The following is a 26,920-nucleotide window of genomic DNA, read 5'->3' as shown; positions in this document are numbered from 1 at the left end:
ACCGAGAGGTTCCGGGCCGCCCTTCCCTCGTCTGCCCCTACGGGCCTACGGGCACATCAGAGCCGGACCTGGACGGCGCGCGCGAGGCGGTCGTGCAGGCCCCGGCCGTCGCGGTCCCAGACCAGGGCCGGGATCGCGAGGCACAGGAGCGCGCTGCGGACGAACGTCCGGCCGAAGCCGAGACGGCCCCCGTTCTCGGCGACGACGCGCAGACCGAAGAGGCGCTTGCCGGGGGTGGAGCCGATCGTGCCGACGGTGAGCACGCTCAGGACGAGCAGCACGCCCAGCGCCCAGTTGCCCGACGCCTGCGCGTCACCCCCGGTGAGCAACCCGTATGCGATCAGCATGCAGAGCGCCCAGTCGACGAAGAGGGCGCCGAAGCGCCGGCCGAGCGGGGCGACGGCGCCCGGCCCGTGCTCCGGCAGTCCGAGCCGCTCGCCGCGGTACCCGGTGTCGCCACCCATCTGCTTGACGGCTTCGCCCGGCCCGGAGAGCCACGATCCCATTGCTTGCCTGTTGTCCACCCGTCCACGGTACTGCGCCCGCTTTCGTACCCTGGAGGCCGGGGCCGTCCGGAGCCGGTCCGGTTAACTTGGGCGAAACAAATGGGTCATGCTTGAGAAATCCGGCCTGCCTATGGTCGGGTCCAGCGTGTGCCACCGCACTGGCCGCACGGAGAGCTGCAACCCCATCCCCACCGGGTGGGAGTAGGAGGAGTTGGATGTTCCAGAACGCCGACGAAGCGAAGAAGTTTCTCGCCGACAATGACGTCAAGTTCGTCGACGTCCGGTTCTGCGACCTGCCCGGAGTGATGCAGCACTTCACGATCCCGGCTGCGGCGTTCGACCCGACCGAGGAGCTGGCCTTCGACGGATCGTCGATCCGCGGTTTCCAGGCCATCCACGAGTCCGACATGGCGCTCCGTGCGGACCTGTCGACGGCACGCATGGACCCGTTCCGCAAGGACAAGACGGTCAACATCAACTTCTTCATCCACGACCCGATCACGGGCGAGCAGTACAGCCGTGACCCGCGGAACGTGGCGAAGAAGGCCGAGGCGTACCTGGCCTCCACCGGCATCGCCGACACGGCGTACTTCGGCCCGGAGGCCGAGTTCTACGTGTTCGACAACGTCCGCTTCCAGACCTCCGCGAACGAGTCCTTCTACCACATCGACTCCGAGGCCGGCGCCTGGAACACCGGTGCGGTCGAGAACAACCGCGGCTACAAGGTCCGCTACAAGGGCGGCTACTTCCCCACCCCGCCGGTCGACCACTTCGCCGACCTGCGCGCCGAGATCTCCCTGGAGCTGGACAAGAACGGCCTCCAGGTCGAGCGCCAGCACCACGAGGTCGGCACGGCCGGCCAGGCCGAGATCAACTACAAGTTCAACACGCTGCTCGCCGCGGCCGACGACCTGATGCTCTTCAAGTACATCGTGAAGAACGTCGCCTGGCGCAACGGCAAGACCGCGACCTTCATGCCGAAGCCGATCTTCGGCGACAACGGCTCGGGCATGCACGTCCACCAGTCGCTGTGGTCCGGCGGCAACCCGCTCTTCTACGACGAGCAGGGTTACGCGGGCCTCTCGGACATGGCGCGGTACTACATCGGCGGCATCCTCAAGCACGCCCCGTCGCTCCTGGCCTTCACCAACCCGACGGTGAACTCCTACCACCGCCTGGTGCCCGGCTTCGAGGCCCCGGTCAACATGGTCTACTCGCAGCGCAACCGCTCGGCGGCCATGCGCATCCCGATCACGGGCTCGAACCCGAAGGCCAAGCGCGTCGAGTTCCGCGCCCCGGACCCGTCCTCGAACCCGTACCTCGCCTTCTCCGCGCTGCTGATGGCGGGCCTGGACGGCGTGAAGAACAAGATCGAGCCGGCCGAGCCGATCGACAAGGACCTGTACGAGCTGGCTCCCGAGGAGCACGCGAACGTCCAGCAGGTCCCGACCTCGCTCCCGGCCGTCCTCGACGCGCTGGAGGCGGACCACGACTACCTGCTGGCCGGCGGTGTCTTCACCCCCGACCTGATCGAGACGTGGGTCGACTACAAGCGCGTGAACGAGATCGCCCCGATCCAGCTCCGTCCGCACCCGCACGAGTTCGAGCTGTACTTCGACCTCTAAGAGGCAGCGTCGGGCGACCTGGGCGGAAGCCCTGCAAACAGGACGTGACCTGCGAAAACTCTTCTCAGTAGTTCTCACTGTCACCGCTTGCTCTCCGCCCCCTTGCGCACCGGGTGCGCACCGCCCGGCCACTTCTCCGGCTTGACGTCGGTCACCACCGCGAGGGCTGCTACCCGTAATCGGGGTAGCAGCCCTCGCCGGCTTACCGGGCTCCTTCGTACGGCGGCAGCCTTCTTCGTCTCCCCGTAACGGGCCGGGTCCCTGATCCCGGATGTCCGCCAAAGCGGATCAAGCCCAGGGATGGGTTGTGCTCGCAGACGAACGGGCTTACGGGGAGCTGGATTTCGCCTGAGCCGGGGCCGTCGGGCCGCGTCAGTCGGCGACGCGCGCACCGATGGCCCGGGCGCGACGGCGGGCTTCGGGGCTCAGACCTTTGCGGCGGGGGGAGGTGCGGGGGTGGTAGGCGGTGGGCTGGGCGAGACAGCTCAAGCTCCGCGGGCCGGGCTTGGCGACCACGCAGGCGAAGCGTGGGTCACCGGCGTACCAGAGTTCGTCGTCGTAGTCCTTCAAGGCTGCGTGGCTCCAGGTCCGGAACAGACCGGCGGCCACCTTCAGCGACACCGTCTTCTCGGGGCTGTCGGGGTCGGGCAGCACGAAGAGCGCGTTTTTGCCCTGGGTGATCCGGACGGCGCCGGACTGCTGACGCCAGGGGTAGACAGCGAGGATGCGCCGCATCCGCCACCCCGTACTGAGCCGGCCGACGGCCAGGAGTGCCGGGATTCCGATCACCAAAAGGACCAGCACCATGGGAACCGCGGCCGCCACGGGCAGCAGGAGCGTGAGGTACACCGTCCCCCACCACAGCCCCACCCAACCGAGCGACTTGGCCAGGTGACGCAGCGTCCAGCGGCGGAAAGCACGTCGGGCACCCGGTGTGTCCCACGCCACCGGGCCGTCGAAGCCCTGCTTGTTCACGTTCATGGTCACTCGCACATCCCGGGTCAGCCGAAGTCGGAGGCGATGTCGTCCGCGATGCTGCCCGCGCCGTCGGCCTTGTCACCACGTGCAGCGCGCTCGATCTCCGGCATGGGATCGTGGAAGGACACCGTGTGCGCGATGCCCTGCATCATGTCGCGGTAATGCTTCCGGGAGCCCACGGCCGTGGTGCTCAGCGTCAGGACGCCCAGCTGCGTACCCGAGGGAGCCGGGATGTAGAGATTGCACTGGTAGACGTCCTGGCTGGGCACCTCCTCCAGGGCGGGCATGGTGATCATGGTGTCGGAGACGGCCGCCGGACGACCTCCCGGAAGCGTCAACAACCCCACGTTCTCAGCGGATTCGCGCAGGGAGACCGCGCGAACCGCCGTGATCCTGGCCGGGGCCCAGTCGATGTCTCTGAGCGCCACCGTGAACACGGACGACGCAGAAGACCCGTCGTCCGCGTAGTGCATACCGAGCGAGCAGGCGATGACACCTTCGCTCCGCATCTGGCCGGCCATGAACCGAACGTCCCGCAGGGCGCCCGTGTACCGGTCACGCTGGTCCTCGGGGGCAAGCTCGAGGATCGACGCCAGCGCCTGCTCAAGGTGCGTCTCCTGCTCCGAGCCCGGTTCGGGGTCGAGAGCGTCGATGGGGACGTTGAAGTATCCGCCAGGTAGTGCGTACCAGATCTTCGAGCTCGGATCTCTGGCCGTGTCGTCGATGACCAGGCGGATCGGGTTCTCGGGGGCTTCTTGTGTCATCGCAGTGCCCGCGCAACGTTGCCGATGACCGAGACGGCACCGGGGCCGTCGAACAGGCCCGCGCGGGCCGCGTCGACCCCGGTGGCGGTGTTCTTGCCGGCATCGCTCTTCAAGGCGTCGATGTTCTCGGCGGCCAGTCCGTAGCCGGAGGTCATCACACCCGCGACCGGCGAGACATAGTCCATGCCCACCCTGACCGCCTGGCTGCCCCCTGCTGCCTGCGCCACCAAGTCTCCGACGGGGTTGTAAGAACCCGCGGCCGAGATCCGGCCGGCAGCCGTGACGGTGTCGTCGGCGAACCGGCCGAGGAACTGCCCGGCGCTCACGGCTTCGGACGCGAACCTCGTCGACTGGACCGCACCATTGAGGCCGCGGCTCACGGCGCCCACTCCCGGCACCGCCCCCAGCGCGTCACCGACGAGCCCCACGGAGTTCTCCCAGAAGTCCGCGTCGAACTCGCCCTTCGTGAACCCGTCCTTGAGCGAGGCCCGCACCTTCGGATCGGCAAGCCGGGACCCCATGGTGGCCAGGCTCAACGCACCGGCAGCGAGCAGCATCGCAATGCCGAAAGGCCCCGTGCACAGCAGTGCGAGCACCCCCGCCACCGCGGCCAGAACACTGAGAATGTTGGTGAGGTTGTCCCCGATCCAGCTGAGCGCCTTGCTCAGCCACCCCGGCTCCTCGGGCGCCAGATCCTTCGTGGAGTCCTTGAGCTTCGTCGCGAGGTCCCGCGCCTCCGCCTCGTGCGTCCCCTCCAGCTCCCGCGCCTTGCGCATCAACTCGTCCAGGGCGCCCTGCGCGTTGTTGACCGCGGTGACGGCGTCGTTGAGACGGGCGGTGGCCCCGTTCAGACGCGCCTGGGCGGCCTCCAGCTCCGGGCCTTCGGCGAACGTCTGCCCCGCGAGCTTCAGGTCCGGGTCCTGCTTGGCCTTCTCGTGCCGGGAGTTGGCGGTCTTCAGGTCGCCCTTGTGGTCGGCCGCCTCGACGTCGTACTTGTGCGCCAGCTCCCTGCGGCTGGTCAGGCCGCCGTGCCAGGTGCCGAGGTGACCGGCGGCCAGGGTCAGGGACTTGTGGGCGTCCTTCATGTACTTCGGCAGGTCGCCGTCGAGGGCCTCGCGGAAGCCCACGGCGGCGTCGCCCTCCCAGAAGCTGGACTCGCCGAGCAGCTTGTCGATCTTCTGATACGCGGTCTGCAGCGCGTCGGCCGAACGGGTGAGCTGGGTGCGCAGCTTCTCGACTTCGCCAGGCTGCCCCGGCACGGGATTCCACCCGAGGTGCACATACGGATTCTGTGCCATCGTGATCACTTCCCCGCAGCCGCGGCACGCTTGAAGCTCTCCTCCAGGGAGTTCTCTACTTCGCGGTAGTTGTCCGTATTTTTCTGGAGACCTTCGGTGAGCTTGCCGATGCGCTCCTTGATCTGCTCGTTGCCGTACTTCCAGCGCTCCTGGAACGCGTCGCACGCCTCGTCCAGCTCCGGTGTCCCGATCTGGTCGGCCCGTACATGCTGGAGGGCGGTCCGCACCTGCTCGAGGGAGTCATGGGCTCCCTCGAGGTCTTTGGTGAAAGTGGCGAGCTGATCAATGTCGGTCCTGAAGTGGTCCCCCACGCGGGTCTCCCCGTTCGCGTATCGACGGTCGCATCTGCAAGCGACAACGGCAATTGGATGGACCGATCATGCCATGGAGCGGCAAACACACCGCAAGCCCCTGCATCTGATGCGCATCACGGCTGCGGCTCGGGGGCGACCACCGGGTTCAGGCCGTGTCGCGGAGCACTACGAGCGCCGCGCTGCTCCCCGGAGCGCGGGTCGGGGCGAGCGGCCAACAGCTTGCCGCTGCGGCAGCGGCAGCTGCGCACGGCCGCCCGGCACACCCGGGGTGGATGCGATTCCTCGCCTCCTCCCTGCGGGTCCGGGGGCCGTGGCTGTCCTGGGCGCCCACGGTGACCCTGGGCATGGGCATGGCGTTCAGCCTGCTCACCCTCCACACGGCGGCGAGCAGTGGCGCGGAGACCCGCGCGCTCACCGCGGTCGGCCGCGGCATCCCGGAGCACTTCGGCGTCAGCGCCGAGTACGCGTGCGTGGAGCCGACCTCTCGCGAAGCGCCGTACTACGGAACCCCGCCTCCCCACGACAGTCCGGTGGTGGTCTTCGGGCAGTCCGGTGACCGGGTCGAGTTCCGGGACCCGGCCGCCAGCCAAAAGGCGGGCATCCGTCTGGAGGACGCCCGCATCAGGGTCACCCCCGGCAGCGACTCGTCGTGCGCCAAAGCCGCCCGGTAGCGTGCTCAGACATCTCCCGGCGTACGGGGCCCGCCTGCCCGTCAGAAGGGTAACCCTGCAGCTCAGAGGGTTTTTCGAGTTGTGCTTCGACCTCCAGAGATCACGAGATCACGCCCTGAGGGCCGTCACCTCCGCGTCGCGCGGGGGTGACGGCCCTCGGTCGTTCCCGGGTCAGCGGCCGTAGCGGATCAGAGCGCGCACCATCCGGCAGGTCGTGTCCGACGGCGGGTGGATCCCGACGAGCTCCGCCATGGTGCGTATCTCGTCGTCGGACGCCTGCGCCGGGTGGTACACACCCGTGTCGAGCAGCGCGATGGCGAGGCGCATCGCCTTGAGGCGGCGGTTGTGGGTCTCGTACCACGCGCGCGGCCGCCCGGCCGGCAGTGGGGTCTTCGACAGGGCTTGCGGAGCGAGCGGAAGCAGTGCGGCTGCGGCCATGGGCGTCCTCCTGGGGGCGCTCGGGAACCCTCTCTGACTGCCTCCATTTTACTGTCCGGCACTGACAATCGGCCCTGGCCAGACCTTGTTTGGCGAGTGCTGGAAGATACGGTGGGGGCCATGGAGATCTGGATCAATCCCGCCTGCTCGAAATGCCGCGGCGCGGTGCGGCTGCTGGACGAGGAGGGGGCGCAGTACACGGTGCGCCGCTACCTCGAGGACGTACCGACGCAGGACGAGATCCGTGCGGTGCTGGAGCGGCTCGGGCTGGAGCCGTGGGACATCACGCGCACGCAGGAGGCCGCTGCGAAGGAGCTGGGGCTCGGGGAGTGGGCGCGGGACGCCGGTTCGCGGGACCGGTGGATCGCGGCGCTCTCGGAGCATCCGAAGCTGATCCAGCGGCCGATCATCACGGCCGAGGACGGTACGGCCGTGGTGGCCCGTACGGACGAGGCGGTACGGGACGCCATGTCGCGGCGGTGAGGTCCCGGGCCGGCGTACGGGTACGGGACCTCACCGGGACCTCACCGCCGGCCGGGTCAGGAGACGCGTTCGTCCTCGCCCGCGATCTTCGCCGTCGCCAGTGCGATGCGGTTCCAGGTGTTGATCGTGAGGATCAGGGCCAGGAGCTGGGCCAGTTCCTTGTCGTCGAAGTGGGCGGACGCCCGTGCGTACACGTCGTCCGGCAGCCCGCCGTCCGCGATCAGCGTCACCGCGTCCGTGAGGGCCAGGGCGGCCTGCTCCTTCGCGGTGAAGAAGTGCGCGGCCTCCTTCCACACCGCGACCATGTGCAGCCGCTCCTCGCTCTCGCCCGCCTTGCGCGCGTCGGAGGTGTGCATGTGCAGGCAGTACGCGCAGTGGTTGAGGTGCGAGGAGCGGATCTGCACCAGCTCCACGAGCGTCGGGTCGAGGCCCTCGCGGGCGGCGGCGTCGAGGCCGATCACCGCTCTGAACGCCTTGGGCGCCGCCTTGGCGAAGTTGAGGCGGGCGGAGGAAGGGGCGGAGGGGTTCCGGTTGATCTCTGTCGTCGTCATGGATACGAATCTACGAGCGCAGGCGACCGGAGAAGGGGTGCATTCGAGTGGCGAGACCATGGGTCAATTCCGCGGAGGGGCTCGGCAGTGATCTGCACCTGGAGCTGGAGAAGGCGGGTCCCGGCAGCCGGCGTGCCGTGCTCATGCGGGCGCTGCGTGAAGCGGTGCGCAGCGGGCGGCTCGTTCCGGGGACGCGGTTGCCGCCGTACCGTTCCCTCGCCGCCGACCTCGGGCTCGCCCGCAATACCGTCGCCGACGCCTATGCCGAACTGGTGGCGGAGGGCTGGCTGACGGCCAGGCAGGGGTCCGGCACCCGGGTCGCGCAGCGGGCGGAGCCGGCCGCGCCCGTGCGGCGGGCCCGCACTCCGGCGCGGACCACCCGCCCGGCGTACGACCTGGTCCAGGGGAGACCGGACCCTTCCGTGTTCCCGCGCAGCGCCTGGCTCGCTTCGGCCCGCCGGGCGCTGACCGCCGCGCCCCACGACGCCTTCGGGCCCGGTGATCCACGGGGCAGAGCGGAGCTGCGGCAGGCGCTGGCGGAGTATCTGGCGCGGGTGCGCGGGGTACGGGCGGACACCGGGCGGATCGTGCTGTGCTCGGGGGCCGCGCACGCGCTGCGGCTGCTGGCGCAGGTGGTGGGCGGGACATGGGCGGTGGAGGAGTACGGGCTGCCGTTCCACCGCGCGCTGCTGGCCGGCGAGGGGGTGCGTACCGTGCCGGTCGGGGTCGACGACGGCGGGGCCAGGGTGGACGGGCTGGCCGGACCGGCCGGGCCGGGGGCCGTACTGCTCACTCCCGCGCACCAGTTCCCGACGGGCGGGCCGCTGCGTCCGGAGCGGCGCGCGGCCGTCGTGGACTGGGCGCGGGCGACGGGCGGGCTGGTCCTGGAGGACGACTACGACGGTGAGTTCCGTTACGACCGGCAGCCGGTGGGCGCGGTGCAGGGGCTCGATCCGGACCACGTGGTGCTGATCGGGTCGGTCAGCAAGAGCCTCTCCCCCACCCTGCGGATCGGCTGGATGGTGCTGCCGGAACGGCTCGTGGACGACGTCGCGGCGGCGAAGGGCGAGCGCGAGCAGTGGTCGAGCGCGACGGAGCAGCTGACGCTGGCGGACTTCGTCGCGTCGGGCGCGTACGACCGTCATGTGCGCAGGATGCGACAGCGTCACCGGCGCAGGCGCGACCGGCTGGTCGCGGTGCTGGCCGAGCGTGCGCCGCACGTGCGCGTGACGGGGATCGCGGCGGGGCTGCACGCCGTGCTCGAACTGCCGCCCGGCACCGAGCGGGCGGTGGTGAAGGCGGCGGCGTGGCAGGGGCTGGCGGTGGAGGGGCTTTCCGGCTACCGGCATCCGGGGAGCGGGAGCGAATGCGGGGCGGGTGCGGGAGGCGGTTGCGGGGACAGCGCTGGGGGCGGTGCCGGGGCCGGTGGCGGGCGCGACGGGCTGGTCGTGGGTTACTCGACGCCGCCCGAGCACCTGTACGCGGGGGCGCTGGACGCGCTGTGCCGGGCGCTGCCGCCCGCCTGATACGTCTGAACCATCTGACAAGGGAGTTGCCGCTCAGCCTGCTGCGCCGGGCACCGCTCCGCCTCAGTGTCCCAGTCGCGCCTCCGCGTCGGCCAGGATCTCCGTGACGCGCAGTCCGAAGGCCGCGTCGCACGGATGCGCCTCTCCCGTCCGTACGGAGTGCAGCAGCGCGTCGACGGCCGCCCGGAAGGCCCCGGCCGCACTGCCCCCTGCCGGCAGTGCGGCCACGCCCGCCGTGCCCCGCAGTTCGACCGCCGCTCCCGCCGCGCCCGCCGGGGCGCTCAGGCTGAGCGTCACCGTGCTCGACGCGCCCGAGGTGTGGCGCAGTACGAGGTGGACGGTGTCTCCGGGGCCCGGCGCCGCGGTCACCGACGTGACGTCGCCGAGCACCGGCAGCAGTACGGACAGGGCGTGCGGTCCCACGTCCCACAGCGCGCCCTTCTCGCCCCGCCACGGCGAGGCGGCGTACGGGCTGTCCGCGCCGGGGGAGAACAACGCGCCGAGCCACCGCGCGTGTGCGGTGAACCAGCCGCCCGCCGCGGCCTGTTCGGCGGTCCACCGCGCCGTTCCCGCCGCGAAGCGCAGGGTGAAGAACACCACCGACGACACGCCCGCCTTCTCCGTCGCCCCGGCGACCTCCCGCGCCCCCGCCACCGTCGTCGCGACCGGCTTGTCCAGCAGCACGTGGCATCCGGCGGCCGCGGCCCGTACCGCCAGCGGGGCCTGGACGTCGGGCGGCAGGGCGATCGCCACGGCGTCGCACGCGGCGAGGAGGGCGTCGACGTCGTCGTACGCCGTGGTGGCGTGGGCGGCGGCGAGCGCGGCGGCCGCCTCGGGCCTGCGGCCCCACACGCCCGCGAACACGACGCCGGGGTGCGCGGCGAGCGCGGGGCCGTGGGTGCCGGCCGCCCAGGGGCCGGTGCCGAGGAGCCCGACGCGCGGCTTGCTCAACGATTCGGTCATGCCCGCCAGTGTGCCCGCGGGGCCGGATCACGAACGGCACGCACGTGTGATCCGCAGGAAACCTGAGTAACACGGGGTTCACAATCGGGCAACGGACGGGAAATCAGCGCTTGCGAAGCTGCCCTCATCAGCCGCAGCCCCGCAGCAGCACACCGCAGCACCACAAAGGATGGCGTCCGTGACCTTCAAGGCCGAGTACATCTGGATCGACGGCACCGAGCCGACCGCCAAGCTCCGCTCGAAGACGAAGATAATGGCGGGCTCCGCCGCGGACGTCACCGAGCTGCCCGTCTGGGGTTTCGACGGATCCAGCACGAACCAGGCCGTGGGTCACGCGTCCGACCGCGTGCTGAAGCCGGTGTTCTCCTGCCCGGACCCGATCCGCGGCGGTGACGACATCCTCGTCATGTGCGAGGTCCTGAACATCGACATGACGCCGCACGAGTCCAACACGCGTGCGCTGCTGCGTCCGGTCGCGGAGCGGTTCGCCGACCAGGAGCCGATCTTCGGCATCGAGCAGGAGTACACCTTCTTCGACGGTGCGCGTCCGCTCGGTTTCCCGGTGGGCGGCTTCCCGGCCGCGCAGGGCGGCTACTACTGCGGTGTCGGCGCCGATGAGATCTTCGGCCGCGAGATCGTCGAGACCCACCTCGACCACTGCCTGGCCGCCGGCCTCGGCATCTCCGGCATCAACGCCGAGGTCATGCCCGGCCAGTGGGAGTTCCAGGTCGGCCCGCTGGCGCCGCTGGAGGTCGCCGACCAGCTGTGGGTCGCCCGCTGGCTGCTGTACCGCACCGCCGAGGACTTCAACGTGTCCGCGACCCTCGACCCGAAGCCGGTCAAGGGCGACTGGAACGGCGCGGGCGCGCACACCAACTTCTCGACGAAGGCGATGCGCGAGGGTTACGACGCGATCATCACCGCGTGCGAGTCGCTGGGCGAGGGCTCGAAGCCGATGGACCACGTCAAGAACTACGGCGCGGGCATCGACGACCGCCTCACCGGTCTGCACGAGACCGCCCCGTGGAACGAGTACAGCTACGGCGTCTCCGACCGCGGCGCCTCGGTCCGTATCCCGTGGCAGGTCGGCCAGGACCGCAAGGGCTACATCGAGGACCGCCGTCCGAACGCCAACGTCGACCCGTACGTCGTGACGCGCCTGATCGTCGACACCTGCTGCACCGCGATGGAGAAGGCCGGCCAGGTCTGATTCTCCGCTCCCGGCCTCTTGCCGCAGGGGGCGCCCGCCGATCCGGTGGGCGCCCCCTGCGCGTGCCCAGGCCGGGTGTGCCGGAGGCGCCTCGTCGTACGGAGGCGGGGAACCCGTCGTACGGAGACGGGGGAAGGAGGCTGCTGGCGACGGCGGACATCTGCTTCAATGGGGCGCATGACCGGCCACCAGGACACCGCGACAGCGCGTCGCAGCGACCTGGAACCGTTCTGGCCTTCCCGTCAGCATCACGACTTCGACCGGGTGTGTTGCCGCGCGAGGAACGCGCGGGCCCTCTAAAGCCGTTCACACCGGTCTTCGGTCCGCGCGCAGTACGACGCAGTGACGACGCAGTACGTCCTCGACGACTCCTCCGCGCGAAAGAAGCCGACCTCTCATGGCGAACACCCGTACCTTCTCCGCCGCTTCCCAGCCCTCCGCCGTCATCGGCCGCCACCGGCTGCGGGCCGTCGACCGGGACGAGGGGGCGCGTACCGGCAGGGCGCTCGGCAGGGCTCCCGACGGGGCTCCCGACGGGGCTCCCGACATGGGCGACTTCCTGCCGCCGGGCGCCACGTGGCTGCCCGCCCCCGAGCACGCGCTGCCCGCACTGCCGGGCCGGCCGGCGATGGTCGGGTACCTCGTGCTCGTACCGGCCGATCAGCAGCCCGCCCTCGCGCCCGTCGCGGAAGAGGTGGAGGACGGGGCCCGGGGGCGCGGGCCCGTGCGGATCGACGGTGCCCGACGCACCGCTGCCGTGGACGGGCGGACGCTGGATCTCACGTATCTCGAATTCGAACTGCTCGCCCACCTGGTGGCGCATCCCCACCGGGTGCACACGCGCGACCAGTTGGTGTCCACGGTGTGGGGCTACGGGCATGTGGGCGACGGCAGGACCGTCGACGTCCACATCGCCCGGCTGCGCCGCAAGCTGGGCGCCGAGCACCGCGGCAGGATCCAGACGGTGCGGCGGGTGGGGTACAAGTTCACGCCCTGAGGAGCCCGAAGGGGTACGGCGGTGGGGCTGCCCGCCCCGCGACAGCGGGTACGGGCAGCCCCGGCCCTCAGGTCCCCGTACGGGCCGTACGGGCGCGGAAGCGGGCCACCGCGCCCAGCAGCAGATCGACCGCCAGGAACGCCAGCAGGCTGATGCCCAGCAGCGGTACGAACCAGCCCGCCAGCACGGTGAGCGCCGCCAGCGGCAGCAGTGCCGTGACCGGCGCCTTCCGCCAGGCGCCGCGCGGCACCGGGCGGCCCCCGGACAGCCTGCGTTCCTTCGTCGGCCTGCGCAGCCACCACATCCGGTAGCCCCAGACGATGAGCAGGATCAGGGACGACGCGAGGGCCGCCAGGGCCAGTTGGTTGACCAGGCCGAGGAAGACACCGGTGTGGGCGTCGATGCCGAACCGGGTGAGCTGGGCGAGCAGCGGGTAGTCGGCGAAGCGCAGTTCGTCGATGACCAGGCCGTCGGCGGGGTCGACGGCGACCGAGTCCAGGTGGACCGGGAACTGCGTGTCGGTCTCCTTGACGACGTAACCGCTGCCCTCGCTCGGCAGGATCACCGAGAGCTTCCCCCCGATCCCGGCCTGGCGGGCGGCCGCGAGCGCGTGGTCGATGCCGATGTCCGTGCCGGCCGTGCCCTCGGGGGAACCCGCGCCGCCGTGGCCCTCGTGGCCTTCGTGTTCCCCGCCGCCGTCACCGCCGCCCTCGGCGAGCGCCGCGGAGACGACCGGGGTCGCGCCGCCGAGCTGGTCCTGTACGGCGCCGATGTTCTCGCCCGCGTAACGCGACCAGGTGAGGCCGGTCGCCGAGAGCAGGACGAGTCCGAGCACCGCCACCGTGCCGAGGGCGCCGTGCCGGGACAGCGTCCTGGGGCGGCCCTTCGCCCCGCGCTCGGGGACGATCAGGTCGCGCTTCGCCGCGCGCCTGCGGCCCAGCCACAGGAACAGGCCGCCCAGCGCGACCACCCACAGCCAGCTCGCGGCGAGTTCGCCGTAGTGGCGGCCGAGGTCTCCGAGGTGCAGGTCGCGGTGGAGCTCGTCGAGCCAGATACGCAGCGGCAGGGCGCCGGAGGAGCCGTAACTGGTCAGCTCGCCCCGTACTTCCGCGGTGTACGGATCGACGAAGACGGCGAGCGACTTGCCCTCCTCGACCTCGGGTGTCGTCATCAGCACCCTGGTCGTCGCGCCGTCCTCGGCGGAGGGCCAGACGGCGGTCACCGTGCCCTTGGGGTGGGCGGCGCGGGCGGCGGCGAGCTGGTCGCCGAGCGGCAGTGAGCGTTCGCCGACCGTGGTTTCCAGCTCCTGGCTGTAGAGGAACTTCTCCGCCTGGAAGGAGAGCGCGTAGAGGAGTCCGCTGGTGGCGGCGATCAGCAGGAGCGGGGCTATCAGCAGGCCCGCGTAGAAGTGGACGCGCAGGACGAGGGGGCGCAGGGCGCTCCAGGTGGTTCCGCGTTCGCCGGCGGCGGGCGCCGGGCCGGCTTCCGCACCCGCATCCGCATCCGCTTCCTGCGCGGGTGGTGCGAGCTGTGCGAGTTGTACGGGGTCGTCAATGGCCATGACTGTCCTCGGAGTTGTCGACGGGTGACCTGGGTCACGGGGCGTGGGAAGCGGCCCCCCGGTCACGCGGTCGGACAGCAGTCGGACACCGGTCAGACAGTGGGAAGTGCGGGGGCCGTGGCGCGGGTGCTCCGGACCCGTGGCGGCCCGCGCCGCGACAGCGTGTGCGCGAGGACGACGCCGAGGCCGTGACGGCGAGGGGCGCGGGAGCTCGGGGGACGTACCGGCTCCGGCAGTCCGGGGGCCCGTACGACGGCCAGCAGCAGCCGCAGCGGGGTGAAGGCCGACGCGTCGACGGCGCGCGCGAGCCGGAAGAAGGCCGCCTCGCCGCGCGCCAGCCACAGACCGCAGACGAGGGCCGCGGCGAGGTGGGCGGCGGTCATCGCGAGCGAGGAGGAGCCCTGGGCGGGGGCGGAGGCCGCGGCCGCCATGGCTTCGGGGTCCATGACCTGCTGGTGCGTGACGGACATCCGGTGGTGACCGGCGCCCGGCCCCTGCGCCGTACCGAAGACGAGGTGCAGTACCCCCTGTACGGCGAGGAGGCCGCCGCCGACGGCGAATACCCCGCGCCGCCGGTGACCCGCGGCCCAGGCGAGCCCGCCCGTCACCGCGAAGGCCGCGAGCAGTCCCGGAACCGGAACTCCGTGCCCGGACATGGAGGAATGGCCCACAGCCGCCGCGATGACGCACACCGCCGCGAAGAGTGCGGCTCGCAGTGCGCGCAGGGGCGACCGGGCGTCCGTCATGATCCGCACATGCTGCCACTCCGGGAGCCCCCGTGGGGGCATGGGTGCAGGACACAACGGTGCGGCGAGGAGGGGCCGGGGGTGGTGGCAGGTACACCCCCGGCCCAACGGGCACGGCGGGGCGGCCGTCGGGGCGGGCTCCGGACTGAGCGGCGTCGAACGCCGGCTCGGTACATTCGACGGCGTCCTGGCCGTCAGCAGTCCCGCGGGCGGTCCCACCATGGTCACCATGGAGATCCCTTGCGAGTCGTCCTGGCCGAAGACCTCTTCCTGCTCCGCGACGGCCTGGTCCGCATGCTCGAAGCCTTCGGTTTCGAGGTCCTGGCCGCCGTGGAGACCGGGCCCGAACTGTCCCGGGCGCTGGCCGAGCTGGAGCCGGACGTCGCGGTCGTCGACGTCCGGCTTCCGCCGTCCCACACCGACGAGGGCCTCCAGTGCGCGCTGGAGGCCCGCCGGGCACGGCCGGGCCTGCCGGTGCCGGTGCTCTCCCAGCACGTGGAACAGCTGTACGCCCGCGAACTGCTGGCCGACGGCAACGGCGGTATCGGGTACCTGCTCAAGGACCGGGTCTTCGACGCCGGGCAATTCGTCGACGCGGTACGGCGGGTGGCGGCCGGCGGTACGGCGATGGACCCCCAGGTGATCTCCCAGCTCCTCTCCCGCCGCACCCAGGACAAGCCGATGGGTGGTCTGACGCCGCGGGAGCGGGAGGTCATGGAGCTGATGGCGCAGGGCAGGTCGAACGCGGCCATCGCGGACCGGCTCGTCGTCACCGAGCGGGCGATCGCCAAGCACACGTCGAACATCTTCGGCAAGCTCGGCCTGCCGGTGTCGGACGACGACAACCGGCGGGTGCCGGCCGTACTGGCCTGTCTGGACCGGGGCGGGAACGGGGCCAGGGCCGGGACCGGGCGCGTCGGCGGAAGCGGGACCGGGCGCGTCGGCGGAAGCTGAGGGCGGCTAGGACCCGAACCAGCCGGCCGCGTCCAGCCGCAGACCGCCGCCCCCGGGGGTCATGGCCCGCAGGTCCGCCTCCAGTGCGTCCACCCGCCGCGCACCGAGGGCCTCGACCCACCGGGCGCGCAGCCGGCCGAAGATGACGGCCGACCGCGCGAGTACGTCGGACCCGCGCGGCGTGAGCCTCACCAGCTTGCGCCGCCCGTCGTCCGGGTCGTCGGCCCGCTCGACGTAACCGAGCCGTTCCAGCCGCTCGACGGTCTTGCCCGCGGCCTGTTTGGAGACCCCGAGCCGCCGGCCCAGTTCACCGGCCGTCACGCCGTCGCGGCCGACGGCCTGGAGGGCGAAGCCGTGCGCGGGGCGGACGTCGGGGTGGCCCTGTGCGGCCAGTTCGGCGTGCAACTCGTCGATGAACGACCGGAATCCGGCGAACAGCAGCAGCGGAAGCTCGTACCCCTCAGCCATTGCACAACTCGTCAATGCCGTTTACCTTTTCGTCAATCATGTTGACGATTTTATCCGAGGAGACCCCTTGACCGCGCCCCGGCCCCCCTTTCCCGACCACACCACCGGGACGGCCCCCGCCGCCTCCCGCCGCTCCATGGAGGCGACGGCGAAGCGCCTGGGCCACCTGCCCGCCCCCGTGGCCCGCATGGCGGCGTCCCCGGAGCTGCTCGACGGCTTCCTGAAGATCAGCGCGGCCTTCGAGTCGACGACCCTGGAGCCGCTGTCGCGCGAGGTCGTGATCATGACCATCGCGACCCGCAACGGCTGTCACGTCTGCGTCGCGATGCACACGGCGAAGCTCACCGCGCTGGGGGCCGGCACCGGCCTGATCGAGTCGCTGCGCGAGCAGCAGCGGCAGCCGCGGCAGCCGCTGAGCGACGAACGGCTGGAAGCGGTACGGCAGTTCACACTGGAGGCCGTCGCCACCTCGGGCGCGGTCTCCGACGGCACGCTCCAGACCTTCCTGGCCCACGGTCACACCCCGCGGAACGCGCTGGAGGTCGTCCTGGGCATCGGGGCCTACACGATGTCGACCCTGGCCAACCGGCTGACCGACGCCCCCCTGGACGAACAGCTCACGCCGTTCGCCTGGAAGGAGTGACGGAGCGGCAGGATGTCCTCATGACCTTCACCGAGGAAGCCATTCCGGTCCTGCACGTCAAAGACGCGGAGCCGGCGGTCGCCTGGTACGCCCGCCTCGGCTTCGAGAAACAGTGGGAGCACCGCTACGAGCCGGGTTTCCCCGCCTTCGTGGAAGTCGCACGCGGTCCCGTGCGGCTGTTCCTGTCGGAGCACCAGAGGGACGCACTCCCCGACACGCTGGTGTATCTGCGAGTGCGTGACGTGGACGCCGTCGCCGCGGAGTTCGGCGCAGTGGCGCAGGACCAACCGTGGGCGCGCGAGGTCGAGCTGCGGGACCCCGACGGCAACCGGCTCCGGGTGGGTACGCCGTCCGACTGAGGCCCGCCCCCGGCCCCCGCCCGCCGGGGGCCGGGGGCGCGGCGCGCCTCCCCGTGGCGCGCCGTGCGTTTCCCCGATCCGGCCCCGGTTCCCCGCACCCCGTCGCAGTGGATTCCTGCTGGACCTCGCGCCCATTCCGCGGAGTGCGGCCACGGTGTCCGGTGAGAGGTCGCGGTCGCCCAAGTCCTCCTGGATGAATACCTGAAGGCGCAGGAACAGGGCGCGCTGCCGGCTCTCCCCCCTCCCCTCCCCTCCCCCGCATCCTGCCGTGTCGCACGCCCGCGCGACACGGCGCCTCGCGTCGCCCCGTACGCGGTATCCGTCCCGCTTCGCGGGTGAAGACCTCCACGCATGCGGAAGAGATCTGAACGGAACGCGGAGAGGGCCCGTACGGGAAGGGAGCGCTTCTCCCCTGCCGGGACCCCCCTTACCTTCACCCGGCGACGAAGCAGAGGAGTTCCATGCGACGCGCATCAAGAAAACGTTCCACACTGACGAACCGGGCGATCGCCGCATCGGCCGCTCTGATCCTGGGCGGGGGTGGACTGCTCGCGGTCAATGTCTCCGCATCCGCGGGAGAAGGCGAATCCGGGCCGTCCGGTCCGGGGCCGGGCCGGTCCGGCCGGATTCAGAACGCCGGTCAGCAGTTGTCGACCATCGACTGTCCGGAGGTGGCGAACGACCTGCCCGAGGTACCCGATTCCGCGCGCCGGGAAGTCGACCGGGAGCTCGCGGTTCTCGATTCCCAGATCACGGACGCGTACAGGCGATTCGCCGATTCCAAGGAGCGGATCGCCCGGGACCCGGGTCTTGCCGAAAACGCCATTCTCCGGCCGCTGAGGGACAAGCGGCTGGCTTCCGTCGACCGGATCGCCACCGCCGTCGACCGTACGGCCGAACGCCCCCAGGGGCTCGAAAGCCTCGCACCCTGCACACTGCGCGCCGGCGACAGCGCGGGGAACGGCGGGGACGGGCAGGGTGACGACGGCCGGGACGGCGATCAGGGCAGTGACCAAAGCGGTGACCAAAGCGGTGGCCAGAGCAGTGACCAGGGCGGCCAGGGTGACACCGGCAACGGCACCGGCGGGCAGGCCGGCAACGGCCCCAGCGCCTCCGACTTCGTCGACATCCAGTCCGTCCAGCCGAACGTCCAGAAGCCGCGCAAGCGGCGCGGCGCCTCCCGCGGCGAGTTCACCACCGACTGCGGACGGAACGAGAACGGGACGTTCAATCCGGACAACGTCATTGTCGCCCCGGGTGTGAGCAACGGCGCCCACCACATGCACGACTATGTCGGCAACCAGGCCAATGACGCCTTCGCGAGCGACGACGACCTGGCCCGCGGTGCCACCACCTGCCGGAACCAGGGCGACAGGTCGACGTACTACTGGCCCGTCCTGCGCCTCCAGAACGGCCGGAACGAGAACGACGCCAATGCCGACGGCGGAGGCAAGGACAGCAATGTCGGAGAGATCCGGACGCCCACGCAGGTATCGCTGAAATTCGTCGGAAGTCCCGTCGGCAAGGTCACCGCGATGCCGCGCTTCCTGCGCATCATCACCGGCGACGCCAAGGCGTTCACCAATGGTGACGCCAATGCCAATGCTTCCTGGAGCTGCACCGGATTCGAGGACCGCCGGCTCAAGGACAAATACCCGGTCTGCCCGGAAGGCAGCCAGGTCGTCCGCACCTTCAGCTTCCAGAGCTGCTGGGACGGAAAGAACACCGACAGCGCCAATCACCGTACACACGTCGCATTCGCGGAAGAGAACGGTGGCTGCCCCGACGGATTCCGTGCCATCCCGCAGCTGGTGCAGCGGATCGTGTACGACGTTCCGCCGGGCCCCGGGTTCGCGGTCGACTCCTTCCCCGAGCAGCTCCACAAGCCGGTCACCGACCACGGGGACTTCATCAACGTCTTCGACAGCCGGCTGATGGAGAAGGTGGTGTCCTGCGTGAACGAAGGCCGTAAGTGCGCGTAGTGCGCACAGCACGCAAGGACAGTGGCCGGGCGGGCCCGGTGTGAGCCCGCCCGGCCACTGAAGAGACCACCCCCGAGAACCTGCGCGGTCAGCTCCCGTGGTGACCGGAGTGCTCCTCCTCGTTCCCCCCACCGCCGCTCTCCCCCGAGTGGTGCGAGGAAGTCTCCACCGTCCCCCCGAGCCGGCCGCGCAGCGCTGTGACCACCTCCCGGTCGCCCACCGCGACCCACTTCCTGCCGACCAGGTACGCACCGCCGTAGTCCTTCGCCTCATTGATCCACTCGCGCTGCCCCCGGTCGGTCGCGAAGGTGGCGAGCACATAGCGGCCGTCGCCGGTCTCGCAGTTCGCCTGGCGCAGCTCCGCCGCGTCCGTCCGGACGTCCGGCTCGCACTGCACCCGCGCCGCGAGCTGTTCGAGGCTGCCCTTCGCCGTGTCCGGCACAGGCTTCCCGTCCCCGTCCGCACCACAGCCCGTGGCGAGCACGGCCAGGGCGGCCAGGGCGGCCAGGGCGGCCAGGGCAGCGGGAACCACCGGATTCGATGCGGCAGTTGCTGTACGTCGGCCTTGGTAGCGCATCCGCCCATCGTGCCGCGTTGGGCCACACGGTGGGGCGGATACGAACACATCGCATGCCCCATTGCTGCACTCCCACGCCGTCATTAACGTGCGCTCCGTACGCGCCTGTCGTCCCACCGGAGGAGCGCCCCGATGCCCGACCACCGTCTGTCACGACGCACGCTGCTGGGCACCGCCGGAGCGATCGGCGTCGCCGCCGCGGTCGGCGGCCCCACCCCGGCCATGGCCGCGGACAGCCCCGACGCCGCCGCCACTCCCGACCCCGCCGCCCCGGCGCGCGCCGCCCTGGAACGGCTGCTGCCCGACCACGCCGGGCAGTTCCGCCTCAGCTCCCTCCCGACGGGCGACGGCCGCCCCGAGCGCTTTGGCGTCGACGGCGCCACCGGCCGCGTCGAGGTCGCGGGCACCAGCCCCGCCGCCCTGCTCACCGGCGTCCACTGGTACCTCAAGTACGCCTGCGGGGCGCACATCTCCTGGTCGGGCACCCAGCTCGACCTCCCCCGGCGGCTTCCCGCGCCCCGCGAGCCCCTGGAGCGGTCGGCCACCGTCCCGCACCGCTTCGCGTTCAACGACACCCACGACGGCTACACCGCGCCGTACGCCGACTGGCCCCGCTGGGAGCGGATGATCGACGTACTCGCGCTGCACGGCTGCAGCGAAGTGCTCGTCACGACCGGTCAGGAGGCCGTCTACCACCGCCTCCTCCAGGACTTCGGCTACTCCGACGCCGAAGCCCGCGCCTGGCTGCCCGCGCCCTCCCACCAGCCGTGGTGGCTCCTGCAGAACATGAGCGCGTACGGCGGCCCGCTCTCCCCCGAACTCATCGCGCGACGCGCAGACCTCGGCCGCCGCATCGCCGACCGCATGCGCGAGCTCGGCATGGAGCCGGTCCTCCCCGGCTACTTCGGCACCGTCCCCGACGGTTTCGACGCCCGCAACCCCGGCGCCCGCACCGTCCCCCAGGGCGACTGGGCGGGCCTGCGCCGCCCCGACTGGCTCGACCCGCGCACCGGCGTCTTCCGCGAGGTCGCCGCCTCCTTCTACCGCCACCAGCACGAACTCTTCGGCCCGGTCCGGCACTTCAAGATGGACCTCCTCCACGAGGGCGGCTCGGCGGGCGACGTACCCGTCCCCGAGGCCGCCCGCGCCGTCGAGACGGCCCTCCGGGCCTCCCGCCCCGGCGCCACCTGGGTGATCCTCGGCTGGCAGGCGAACCCGCGCCGCGACCTGCTCGACGCGCTCGACAAGAGACACCTCCTGGTCGTGGACGGCCTCTCCGACCTGGACACCGTCACCGACCGCGAGAAGGACTGGGGCGGCGCGCCGTACGCCTTCGGCACCATCCCCAACTTCGGCGGCCGCACGACGATCGGCGCCAAGACCCACCTGTGGACCGAACGCTTCACCGTCTGGCGCGACCGGCCCGGCTCCGCCCTCGTCGGCACCGCCTACATGCCGGAGGCCGCCGAGCGCGACCCGGCCGCGCTGGAGCTGTTCTCCGAGCTGGCGTGGCGCAGGGAGGCGGTGGACCGCGAGGAGTGGTTCGAGGGGTACGCCGATCTGCGCTACGGCGGCCGGGACGCGGACGCCCGCGCCGCCTTCGCCGCGCTGCGCGAGACGGCGTACCGCATCACCAGCCGCGACGGCCGCCCGCACGATTCCGTCTTCGCCTCCCGCCCGAGTCTGTCCGCCGCCTCCGGTACCCACTACGCCACCCATACGCCCGCCTTCGACCCGGCGGACTTCGACAAGGCGTTCGGTGCGCTGCTCGGCGTACGCGAACCGCTGCGCCGCTCGGACGCCTACCGCTACGACCTCACCGACCTGGGTCGCCAGGCCCTCGCCAACCGCTCCTGGCAGCTGCTCCCGCAGCTCAAGGCGGCGTACGCGCGAAAGGACCTGCCCGCCTTCCGCGCCCTGTCCGCCCTCTGGCTCAAACTGATGCGGCTGAGCGAGGACATGTCGGGCTCGCACCGCGCGTTCCTGCTCGGGCCGTGGATCGAGGACGCGAAGCGCCTGGCGTCCTCGCCCGCCGAGGCCGAGCGGCTGGAGCACACCGCGCGCGTCCTCGTCACCACCTGGGCCGGCCGGCCCACCGCGGACGGCGGGCGCCTCGCCAACTACGCGAACCGCGACTGGCAGGGGCTCATCGGCGACTTCCACCTCCCGCAGTGGCAGGCGTACCTGGAGGAGCTGGAGGACGCGCTCGCGGCGGACCGCGCGCCGAAGTCCTTCGACTGGTACGCCGTCGAGGAGCCGTGGACGCGCGAGCGCACGGCCTATCCGCTGCGTGCGCCGAACGATCCGTACCGCACGGCCCGGCGCGTCCACGACGTGCTCGCCCGCGCGCCCTACCAGGGCGCGGTCACCGTCACCGCCGAGCCCGCCGCCTTCCCGCCCGGCGGCTCGGCTCTGGTCACCGCCGCCTTCCGCAACGTCAACGGACTGCGGGCGACCGGCCGCGTCGACTTCGCGCTCGGCTTCGCGCCCGGCGGCGTGACGGCGGAGCCCGTGGGTCCGGTGACGCTGGCATCCGTTCCGGCGGCGGGCAGGGGGAGCGCCTCCTGGCGCGTGAAGGCCCCCGCGAGGCCGCTGACCGGCCCGCTCGAACCGATGCCGTACGAACTGAGCACGGTGTACGGCCCGCAGGGCGAGGCCCGGGTCACCGCCGTCCAGGAGGGCAGCCTGTACGTCGCCGGGCCGTTGGCCGAGGGCTGGCGGACGTACACGAACAGCGGCGCGGTCTTCGGGCAGCTGGCGGACCAGGACCGGTACGCGATCAACGGGGCGGGCCAGGACCTGTGGAAGGCGACCGCGGAATTCGGCGCGCTGTACCGGCAGGGGGCACTGCGCGACGGCGGCGGCGTCACCGTGCGGGTGGACGCGCAGGAGGTGACGGGCGCGTGGGCGCGCGCCGGCATCGTCGTCCGCAACAGCCTGGACACCCCGGGGTCGCGGGGCTTCCTCAACCTCGCGGTCACCCCGGCGAACGGTGTGGTGCTGTCGTACGACACGAACGGCGACGGCACGGTGGACACCTACCGGCGCGTCACCGGCGTCGAGGCACCGGTGCTGCTGCGGCTCTCGCGGACGGGCGGGGCGTTCACGGGGGCGTGCTCGACGGACGGCGGGACGACGTGGCGGACGGTCGCGACGGTGCCGGTGGCGGGGGCGGCGGGGGTTCAGGACGCGGGGATGTTCATGAGCGCGACGCATGGGGGGAGCGGGGCGCGGGGCACGGCGGAGTTCAGCGGGTGGCGCGTGTCCTGACGGCGGGGGTGCGGTGCGGGGGTGCGGGGGTGCGGTGCGGGTTGCCTGCGACGCTTTCCCCTCCCCGCCCCTTCTCAATGTTCCAAAGTACGTGTTCTACGGGGAGCCCCGTCCGGCGCACGGTCCGGGCGGGGCGTCTTGCTCTCCGCCAGGGGCTACGCGCCCCGCTTCAGCTCTCCGGGCATGGGGCCGGGGGCGAGTTCCGCCGCGTGGTCCGGGCACGCGTAGAGGGTCGTTCCGGGGCCGCTGCTGCTCCGTATCCAGCGGATGGGGACGGGAGCGTCGGTGAGCTTGTGGCACTTGATGCAGAGCGCCACATTCACGGCAGGCAGTTCGTTGGTGAGTGCTTCGCGGGTCATGCAGTCACCGCCGCAGCGACGAACGCGGACCGGGGGAAGGGAGCACCCTCGTACGTGTACGGGTAGTCCACGCCGAGCGTTGCGAGTGCGGCAGCCCGTCGCCGTTCCCCGATCACGCCGAGTTCCATCGTGGTTTCGGCGAGGACGTGCGGGCGGGTAAGCATCACGTCTTCACCCCGCAGCGGGGTGAAGAGGGTCCGGATGTGCTCGGGGGTCGGCGTCGGCCATGGCTTCGACCACGGGTCAACGGGGGGGGCGGGCTCGGTGGTCGGCTCGGGCAGCTCGGCGAGGAATGTGGCGGAGTGGCGTCCGGGGCGGCGGGGAGTAAGGACCGAAAGGGCCCATGCGAGGGCTCGGGCGATACGATCACGCACAAGTCGTTCCACTCCCAAGCAAGCTGTTCGGCGGAGCCCCGGCAACCGGTCCTAAGCGGCTGTCGGGGCGTTTTCATGTCCGACGGCAGCCGCCCTGTATACCCCTGTCTATACCTAGACATGGAAATAGCTGCCTATGTACGTGTGTGCGGTCGTGTGTACGGTCCGGGGATGACTGGGTTCGATTCCACCCGCCCGAAGTGGCAGCAGATCGCCGACGCTGTGCGAGCGCGCATCGCCTCGGGCGAGTACCCGGCGCAGCATTTGGTCTCTGAAGTGCAGTTGGAGCGCGAATTCGGCGTGACCAGGACCACGGTTCGCAAAGCAACCGCTGCCCTTCGGGAAGAGGGGCTGATCACCACGACGCCCGGCATGGGTTCTTTCGTGCAGGGCCAGAGCCCCCCTGCCAACGAGTAGCCCCGCCCGCACGCCACGGGGGCAGCGCACGGGCGGGGCAGGTCGAACCGCTGGACTGTCCCTCTCGCCGCTGTCCAGCGGGCCGAGGGCTACTCGTGGCGGACCACCCGGGCATGGTCGGTGTACTCGCGCCGGAACAGGTCGTGCCCGGTCCGGCCCGTGTGTTGTAGAGCCCAGTCCTGGGCGTCGTCCGCACCGCCCTGGGGGCCGGAGTCCTCACCGCACCCCACGGCCGTACAGAAGAGCTGCGCGGTGATTCCGCCGTCCGGCACACGGCTGATGCTGTGGTCCACGCAGCGCATGACGGTACGGGTCATCAGTGCCCCTCCGGGTGCCGGCGAAGGTAGACGTTGCAGTCAGTCACGGTGGTCATGTCGCCACCCGCGCGAGCCCGGTCACGCACGCCGGCAAGCTCGATGCAACCCGCGCATCCCTGCACGGGGGCAGGGTCCGGGTCCAGCCTCAGCGGCAAAGTCACTGGGGCACTGGGATACGTTCTCGGCTCGCTCGGTGTCCTCGTCGGCCTTCCATCCCTGCATGACCAGGTCGGCCGACATCTCGTCCACCCATACGGTCGGGCAGTTGCCGGCGGCGACCCGGAGACCGCCCTCGCCGTCATCGGGGTCGTGCCCGAGTACCTGGCGGCGGCGCTCGACGAGGCGCACGCGCGCCACGGCTCGGTCGAGGGGTACGTACGGGAGGGGCTCGGCGTGTCCGGCGAGAGCGTCGCGCGCATCCGCGAGCGTCTGGTCGCGGGCTGAGCCCCGCGGCAGGGCGGGGGCCAGAGCCGGGGCACGTGGCGGTGCGGCGCCCAGTGAGGTGACCATCGGACGATTCGCTCGTTTTGCTGAACGTGCGCCCACAGGATGTCATCACTCCCCCTGCCCCCGGCCCCATCGATGTCGAGCAGGCCGAGGCCGCGCTCGTCGAGCACTATCCGCGGCTCGTACGGCTGGCGTACCTCGTGCTGCCGCCGCGCCTCGGCCGCAACCGCCGCGTCCTGACCGCCCATTCGCTCGTGCAGCGCTCACTGCCGCGCAGCCGTACCCCGGGTGTGTCCGGCCTCCCGCTGCCGCGCCGCGAGGGCGCCCGCCCCGACCCGGGGTACGCGTACGTACGGCAGCGGGTGCTGCGCCAGGCCCTGGAGGCCGGGCTGCCGCTGCGCCGCAGGGCCTGGCCCAGGCGGGCCCAGCTGCCGCCGCTGCTGCCGCAGGTGTGGGGGCTCCGACTGTTCCCGCGCTCCGGCGGCGCCGACGAACTCGCCCTGGACCAGCGGCTCTCGGCGCTCAGCGGTCCCGGCCGGGCCGCGTACGTACTGCGCGGCCTGGAGCACCTGCGGGACGCGGAGGTGGTGCAGGCGCTCGCCGCCGCCGGGGCCGCCGACCCGGACGCGGCACTGGCCGAGGCGGACGGCCTCGCGGAGGGTACCGGAATCGCGGGCGGCGCGCGGGCGGAGGAGCTGCTGAGGTCCGCCGAGTTCGACCCGTGCTCCCTCCAGGCCAGGCCCACCGACCTGATGCGGCGCAGGCAGCACACGAAGGCGGCGCTCGCCGCGACCGCCGCCGTCGTGGTCTGCGGGACGCTGCTCGGGCTGCCGGGCGAGGGCTGGGGGCCCGACGGCGCGGCCGCGCCCCCGTACGCCCGCAACCCGGCCGCCGAGCGGGCCCTCGACCCGGCGAAGACGGTCCGGGTCGGCCCCGCGGTGTGGAAGCGGTCCTCCCGTACCGACTTCTCCGTCTGGCCGTCCCGCGGCAACCTCACCGAAGACAACGCCCTGCTGCGCCGCGCCCTCGCCGTCTGGGCCAGGCCGGGCCCGTCCGTGCGGACCTCCGCGACGCCCGCCACGCCGGTGGGCCCGCCGATGGGTTCGCCGCAGCTGCTCTTCGCGGGCGACGTCGACCAGGCCAGGGTGGTGCTGCTGTACGACGGCCTGCGCGTCGTCCGGTACGCCGAGCCGCGGAGCGGCACGGCGGGCGCGGCGCTCGACTTCGCGCGCGTGGACGGCGCGGACGCGGCCGCGGCGAACGCCCTGGTGGTGGGCCGCACCGACGGCAACGTCCGCTATCTGACGGCTCCCTGGGTGCGCAAGGCGTCCGTACGGGACCTGCTCGACCCGACCGGGGCGCCGGCGCCCCTGGGCCGTACCCGGGACGGTGTGACGGACCCGCTCGCGAGTCCCGCGCAGGCCCGCGACTGCCGTTCCTGGGACGCGCTCGAACTGCGCGACGACGTGGGTCCCCGGCTGATGACCGACCTCGGCGAACTCGCCCCGGCCCGGCTGACGTCGGGCCCGCCGTCCGCGCCGCGCGACGTGGCGGGCGCGCGCGAGCGGGCGCGCTGGGCCCGCACGGCCTGCCTGCTGCCCGCGGTGCGTTCGCACGGTGTGCGCAGCGTGAACTCGTGGGCGTACGCCGAGCAGCCCCTGCCCGAGGGCAACGGCACCGCCCAGTGGCTCTGCACCCGCGCGGAGACGTGGCGGGGCCCGGGCAGCAGGGTGCTCGCGCAGTTCCAGGCGCCGTCCGCGAAGAAGGGGGCGCCGGGCGCGATCGTCGCGCGCGCCGAGCACTCGCCCGCGTGCGGGGTGCGTGATCCGCAGGTGCTGGCGGGTGTGCTGTGGAAGTCGCGGGGCGGCAACTGGTACGTGCTCGCGGCCGGCAGCGAGCAGTTCACCTCGGTCACCACCTCGGGCGGGGTGGAGGGTACCGCGCCGGGCAACCTCCTCGCCGTACGGGCGGAGGCGGGCGCGCAGGCGGACCTGGACGGGCAGGTGGAGAGCGGCGCCCGGGTGGGGGCCCTGCGCTGAGGTCTGCGCCGAGCCGGTCCCGGTTCCGGCCCCGGTTCCGGCCCCGGCCCCGGCCCCGGGATCCCCGGCGGGCAACGACGGTT

Annotated in this window: 29 protein-coding genes and 1 pseudogene; 15 read left to right on the top strand and 15 right to left on the bottom strand. The window is 71.9% G+C overall.

The window, feature by feature from the left end; all coding sequences use genetic code 11:
* Positions 1-56: 56 nt before the first annotated feature.
* Positions 57-524, bottom strand: a complete 468-nt coding sequence (locus ACWDZ4_RS09985) for an RDD family protein (RefSeq protein ID WP_451507917.1) — start codon at positions 522-524, stop codon at positions 57-59.
* A 197-nt stretch (positions 525-721) separates the two neighbouring features.
* On the opposite strand from ACWDZ4_RS09985, the gene glnA reads away from it, so the two are divergent.
* Entirely contained in the window at positions 722-2,131 is a 1,410-nt protein-coding gene (gene glnA / locus ACWDZ4_RS09980) for a type I glutamate--ammonia ligase (RefSeq protein ID WP_451507916.1), read from the top strand.
* A gap of 372 nt (positions 2,132-2,503) precedes the next feature.
* Here the strand turns inward: glnA and ACWDZ4_RS09975 are convergent, their stop codons facing one another.
* The 4 genes from ACWDZ4_RS09975 to ACWDZ4_RS09960 are packed head-to-tail and all read right to left on the bottom strand — an operon-like array spanning position 2,504 to position 5,482.
* Entirely contained in the window at positions 2,504-3,118 is a 615-nt protein-coding gene (locus ACWDZ4_RS09975) for a hypothetical protein (RefSeq protein ID WP_451507915.1), read from the bottom strand.
* Between the two features lie 14 nt (positions 3,119-3,132).
* Positions 3,133-3,873, bottom strand: coding sequence for a hypothetical protein (locus ACWDZ4_RS09970; RefSeq protein WP_451507914.1), 741 nt, complete (start codon positions 3,871-3,873; stop codon positions 3,133-3,135).
* Positions 3,870-5,132: a hypothetical protein gene (locus tag ACWDZ4_RS09965; RefSeq protein WP_451507913.1), complete on the bottom strand. Its 1,263-nt coding sequence runs from the start codon at positions 5,130-5,132 to the stop codon at positions 3,870-3,872. Before ACWDZ4_RS09965 ends, ACWDZ4_RS09970 begins: the two co-directional genes overlap by 4 nt.
* 44 nt (positions 5,133-5,176) lie before the next feature.
* Entirely contained in the window at positions 5,177-5,482 is a 306-nt protein-coding gene (locus ACWDZ4_RS09960) for a hypothetical protein (RefSeq protein WP_451507912.1), read from the bottom strand.
* A gap of 275 nt (positions 5,483-5,757) precedes the next feature.
* Here ACWDZ4_RS09960 and ACWDZ4_RS09955 point away from each other — a divergent pair, with 275 nt between their 5' ends.
* A complete protein-coding gene (locus tag ACWDZ4_RS09955) occupies positions 5,758-6,156 on the top strand; it encodes a hypothetical protein (protein WP_451507911.1) in 399 nt (132 codons plus the stop codon).
* Between the two features lie 171 nt (positions 6,157-6,327).
* On the opposite strand, the gene ACWDZ4_RS09950 is transcribed toward ACWDZ4_RS09955, so the two are convergent.
* Complete coding sequence (locus tag ACWDZ4_RS09950; RefSeq protein ID WP_451507910.1) at positions 6,328-6,594, bottom strand: hypothetical protein; 267 nt, start codon at positions 6,592-6,594, stop codon at positions 6,328-6,330.
* A gap of 120 nt (positions 6,595-6,714) precedes the next feature.
* Here ACWDZ4_RS09950 and ACWDZ4_RS09945 point away from each other — a divergent pair, with 120 nt between their 5' ends.
* Positions 6,715-7,077 (top strand): arsenate reductase family protein, encoded by a 363-nt coding sequence (locus tag ACWDZ4_RS09945; protein WP_093801177.1) that lies wholly within the window; start codon positions 6,715-6,717, stop codon positions 7,075-7,077.
* 56 nt (positions 7,078-7,133) lie between these two features.
* On the opposite strand, the gene ACWDZ4_RS09940 is transcribed toward ACWDZ4_RS09945, so the two are convergent.
* Positions 7,134-7,628 (bottom strand): carboxymuconolactone decarboxylase family protein, encoded by a 495-nt coding sequence (locus ACWDZ4_RS09940; RefSeq protein ID WP_451507909.1) that lies wholly within the window; start codon positions 7,626-7,628, stop codon positions 7,134-7,136.
* A 47-nt stretch (positions 7,629-7,675) separates the two neighbouring features.
* Between ACWDZ4_RS09940 and pdxR the strand changes: the two genes are divergently transcribed.
* Positions 7,676-9,154 (top strand): MocR-like pyridoxine biosynthesis transcription factor PdxR, encoded by a 1,479-nt coding sequence (pdxR, locus tag ACWDZ4_RS09935; RefSeq protein WP_451507908.1) that lies wholly within the window; start codon positions 7,676-7,678, stop codon positions 9,152-9,154.
* A 63-nt stretch (positions 9,155-9,217) separates the two neighbouring features.
* Here pdxR and ACWDZ4_RS09930 read toward each other — a convergent pair whose 3' ends face one another.
* Positions 9,218-10,117 carry a Gfo/Idh/MocA family protein gene (locus ACWDZ4_RS09930; protein WP_451507907.1) on the bottom strand — a complete coding sequence of 300 codons (900 nt, stop codon included), beginning with the start codon at positions 10,115-10,117 and terminating at the stop codon, positions 9,218-9,220.
* A 178-nt stretch (positions 10,118-10,295) separates the two neighbouring features.
* On the opposite strand from ACWDZ4_RS09930, the gene glnII reads away from it, so the two are divergent.
* Together glnII and ACWDZ4_RS09920 are read left to right on the top strand one after the other, a co-directional pair.
* On the top strand, positions 10,296-11,327 hold the full coding sequence (glnII, locus tag ACWDZ4_RS09925; protein WP_451507906.1) for a glutamine synthetase: 1,032 nt from the start codon (positions 10,296-10,298) through the stop codon (positions 11,325-11,327).
* 397 nt (positions 11,328-11,724) lie between these two features.
* Complete coding sequence (locus ACWDZ4_RS09920; RefSeq protein WP_451507905.1) at positions 11,725-12,324, top strand: winged helix-turn-helix domain-containing protein; 600 nt, start codon at positions 11,725-11,727, stop codon at positions 12,322-12,324.
* Positions 12,325-12,391: 67 nt separating this feature from the next.
* On the opposite strand, the gene ACWDZ4_RS09915 is transcribed toward ACWDZ4_RS09920, so the two are convergent.
* Positions 12,392-13,885, bottom strand: a complete 1,494-nt coding sequence (locus ACWDZ4_RS09915) for a PepSY-associated TM helix domain-containing protein (RefSeq protein ID WP_451507904.1) — start codon at positions 13,883-13,885, stop codon at positions 12,392-12,394.
* A gap of 92 nt (positions 13,886-13,977) precedes the next feature.
* On the bottom strand, positions 13,978-14,631 hold the full coding sequence (locus ACWDZ4_RS09910) for a hypothetical protein (protein WP_451507903.1): 654 nt from the start codon (positions 14,629-14,631) through the stop codon (positions 13,978-13,980).
* A gap of 106 nt (positions 14,632-14,737) precedes the next feature.
* Between ACWDZ4_RS09910 and ACWDZ4_RS09905 the strand changes: the two are divergent.
* Together ACWDZ4_RS09905 and ACWDZ4_RS09900 are read left to right on the top strand one after the other, a co-directional pair.
* Positions 14,738-14,884: pseudogene (locus ACWDZ4_RS09905) on the top strand (sensor histidine kinase); the annotation flags it as partial.
* On the top strand, positions 14,872-15,585 hold the full coding sequence (locus ACWDZ4_RS09900) for a LuxR C-terminal-related transcriptional regulator (protein ID WP_451507902.1): 714 nt from the start codon (positions 14,872-14,874) through the stop codon (positions 15,583-15,585). The pseudogene ACWDZ4_RS09905 and the gene ACWDZ4_RS09900, both read left to right, overlap by 13 nt.
* A gap of 6 nt (positions 15,586-15,591) precedes the next feature.
* Here the strand turns inward: ACWDZ4_RS09900 and ACWDZ4_RS09895 are convergent, their stop codons facing one another.
* On the bottom strand, positions 15,592-16,053 hold the full coding sequence (locus ACWDZ4_RS09895) for a MarR family winged helix-turn-helix transcriptional regulator (RefSeq protein WP_451507901.1): 462 nt from the start codon (positions 16,051-16,053) through the stop codon (positions 15,592-15,594).
* 136 nt (positions 16,054-16,189) lie between these two features.
* Here ACWDZ4_RS09895 and ACWDZ4_RS09890 point away from each other — a divergent pair, with 136 nt between their 5' ends.
* The 3 genes from ACWDZ4_RS09890 (at position 16,190) to ACWDZ4_RS09880 (ending at position 19,037) form a co-directional block, all read left to right on the top strand.
* Positions 16,190-16,696: a carboxymuconolactone decarboxylase family protein gene (locus tag ACWDZ4_RS09890; RefSeq protein ID WP_451508035.1), complete on the top strand. Its 507-nt coding sequence runs from the start codon at positions 16,190-16,192 to the stop codon at positions 16,694-16,696.
* 20 nt (positions 16,697-16,716) lie between these two features.
* Positions 16,717-17,055, top strand: a complete 339-nt coding sequence (locus ACWDZ4_RS09885; RefSeq protein ID WP_451507900.1) for a glyoxalase superfamily protein — start codon at positions 16,717-16,719, stop codon at positions 17,053-17,055.
* A 461-nt stretch (positions 17,056-17,516) separates the two neighbouring features.
* Positions 17,517-19,037, top strand: a complete 1,521-nt coding sequence (locus tag ACWDZ4_RS09880; RefSeq protein WP_451507899.1) for a DUF1996 domain-containing protein — start codon at positions 17,517-17,519, stop codon at positions 19,035-19,037.
* An 88-nt stretch (positions 19,038-19,125) separates the two neighbouring features.
* On the opposite strand, the gene ACWDZ4_RS09875 is transcribed toward ACWDZ4_RS09880, so the two are convergent.
* The gene (locus ACWDZ4_RS09875; protein ID WP_451507898.1) at positions 19,126-19,614 is read right to left on the bottom strand and encodes a hypothetical protein; all 489 of its coding nucleotides are present in this window, start codon (positions 19,612-19,614) and stop codon (positions 19,126-19,128) included.
* A 132-nt stretch (positions 19,615-19,746) separates the two neighbouring features.
* Between ACWDZ4_RS09875 and ACWDZ4_RS09870 the strand changes: the two genes are divergently transcribed.
* Positions 19,747-22,884, top strand: a complete 3,138-nt coding sequence (locus tag ACWDZ4_RS09870; RefSeq protein WP_451507897.1) for an alpha-N-acetylglucosaminidase — start codon at positions 19,747-19,749, stop codon at positions 22,882-22,884.
* 155 nt (positions 22,885-23,039) lie between these two features.
* On the opposite strand, the gene ACWDZ4_RS09865 is transcribed toward ACWDZ4_RS09870, so the two are convergent.
* A complete protein-coding gene (locus ACWDZ4_RS09865) occupies positions 23,040-23,243 on the bottom strand; it encodes a hypothetical protein (protein ID WP_451507896.1) in 204 nt (67 codons plus the stop codon).
* Complete coding sequence (locus ACWDZ4_RS09860; protein ID WP_451507895.1) at positions 23,240-23,617, bottom strand: hypothetical protein; 378 nt, start codon at positions 23,615-23,617, stop codon at positions 23,240-23,242. Before ACWDZ4_RS09860 ends, ACWDZ4_RS09865 begins: the two co-directional genes overlap by 4 nt.
* A gap of 171 nt (positions 23,618-23,788) precedes the next feature.
* Here ACWDZ4_RS09860 and ACWDZ4_RS09855 point away from each other — a divergent pair, with 171 nt between their 5' ends.
* The gene (locus ACWDZ4_RS09855; protein ID WP_451507894.1) at positions 23,789-24,034 is read left to right on the top strand and encodes a GntR family transcriptional regulator; all 246 of its coding nucleotides are present in this window, start codon (positions 23,789-23,791) and stop codon (positions 24,032-24,034) included.
* 89 nt (positions 24,035-24,123) lie between these two features.
* Here ACWDZ4_RS09855 and ACWDZ4_RS09850 read toward each other — a convergent pair whose 3' ends face one another.
* Positions 24,124-24,351 carry a DUF7848 domain-containing protein gene (locus ACWDZ4_RS09850; protein WP_451507893.1) on the bottom strand — a complete coding sequence of 76 codons (228 nt, stop codon included), beginning with the start codon at positions 24,349-24,351 and terminating at the stop codon, positions 24,124-24,126.
* Positions 24,352-24,660: 309 nt separating this feature from the next.
* On the opposite strand from ACWDZ4_RS09850, the gene ACWDZ4_RS09845 reads away from it, so the two are divergent.
* Together ACWDZ4_RS09845 and ACWDZ4_RS09840 are read left to right on the top strand one after the other, a co-directional pair.
* On the top strand, positions 24,661-24,795 hold the full coding sequence (locus ACWDZ4_RS09845) for a tyrosine-protein phosphatase (protein ID WP_451507892.1): 135 nt from the start codon (positions 24,661-24,663) through the stop codon (positions 24,793-24,795).
* Between the two features lie 92 nt (positions 24,796-24,887).
* Entirely contained in the window at positions 24,888-26,837 is a 1,950-nt protein-coding gene (locus tag ACWDZ4_RS09840; protein WP_451507891.1) for a hypothetical protein, read from the top strand.
* Positions 26,838-26,920: the final 83 nt, after the last annotated feature.

It is taken from the genome of Streptomyces sp. NPDC003016 (assembly GCF_053591455.1).
This window is presented reverse-complemented; position numbering and strand designations above follow the sequence as displayed.

Bases quoted from the DNA above. Each gene is read 5' to 3' on its own strand.
- ACWDZ4_RS09955 (WP_451507911.1), top strand. From the start codon at position 5,758: ATGCGATTCCTCGCCTCCTCCCTGCGGGTCCGGGGGCCGTGGCTGTCC.
- ACWDZ4_RS09885 (WP_451507900.1), top strand. From the start codon at position 16,717: ATGACCTTCACCGAGGAAGCCATTCCGGTCCTGCACGTCAAAGACGCG.
- ACWDZ4_RS09875 (WP_451507898.1), bottom strand. From the start codon at position 19,614: ATGCGCTACCAAGGCCGACGTACAGCAACTGCCGCATCGAATCCGGTG.
- ACWDZ4_RS09890 (WP_451508035.1), top strand. From the start codon at position 16,190: ATGGAGGCGACGGCGAAGCGCCTGGGCCACCTGCCCGCCCCCGTGGCC.
- ACWDZ4_RS09920 (WP_451507905.1), top strand. From the start codon at position 11,725: ATGGCGAACACCCGTACCTTCTCCGCCGCTTCCCAGCCCTCCGCCGTC.
- ACWDZ4_RS09970 (WP_451507914.1), bottom strand. From the start codon at position 3,873: ATGACACAAGAAGCCCCCGAGAACCCGATCCGCCTGGTCATCGACGAC.
- ACWDZ4_RS09910 (WP_451507903.1), bottom strand. From the start codon at position 14,631: ATGACGGACGCCCGGTCGCCCCTGCGCGCACTGCGAGCCGCACTCTTC.
- ACWDZ4_RS09915 (WP_451507904.1), bottom strand. From the start codon at position 13,885: ATGGCCATTGACGACCCCGTACAACTCGCACAGCTCGCACCACCCGCG.
- ACWDZ4_RS09870 (WP_451507897.1), top strand. From the start codon at position 19,747: ATGCCCGACCACCGTCTGTCACGACGCACGCTGCTGGGCACCGCCGGA.
- ACWDZ4_RS09940 (WP_451507909.1), bottom strand. From the start codon at position 7,628: ATGACGACGACAGAGATCAACCGGAACCCCTCCGCCCCTTCCTCCGCC.
- ACWDZ4_RS09850 (WP_451507893.1), bottom strand. From the start codon at position 24,351: ATGACCCGTACCGTCATGCGCTGCGTGGACCACAGCATCAGCCGTGTG.
- ACWDZ4_RS09880 (WP_451507899.1), top strand. From the start codon at position 17,517: ATGCGACGCGCATCAAGAAAACGTTCCACACTGACGAACCGGGCGATC.
- ACWDZ4_RS09855 (WP_451507894.1), top strand. From the start codon at position 23,789: ATGACTGGGTTCGATTCCACCCGCCCGAAGTGGCAGCAGATCGCCGAC.
- glnA (WP_451507916.1), top strand. From the start codon at position 722: ATGTTCCAGAACGCCGACGAAGCGAAGAAGTTTCTCGCCGACAATGAC.
- ACWDZ4_RS09930 (WP_451507907.1), bottom strand. From the start codon at position 10,117: ATGACCGAATCGTTGAGCAAGCCGCGCGTCGGGCTCCTCGGCACCGGC.
- ACWDZ4_RS09895 (WP_451507901.1), bottom strand. From the start codon at position 16,053: ATGGCTGAGGGGTACGAGCTTCCGCTGCTGCTGTTCGCCGGATTCCGG.
- ACWDZ4_RS09945 (WP_093801177.1), top strand. From the start codon at position 6,715: ATGGAGATCTGGATCAATCCCGCCTGCTCGAAATGCCGCGGCGCGGTG.
- ACWDZ4_RS09950 (WP_451507910.1), bottom strand. From the start codon at position 6,594: ATGGCCGCAGCCGCACTGCTTCCGCTCGCTCCGCAAGCCCTGTCGAAG.
- ACWDZ4_RS09865 (WP_451507896.1), bottom strand. From the start codon at position 23,243: ATGACCCGCGAAGCACTCACCAACGAACTGCCTGCCGTGAATGTGGCG.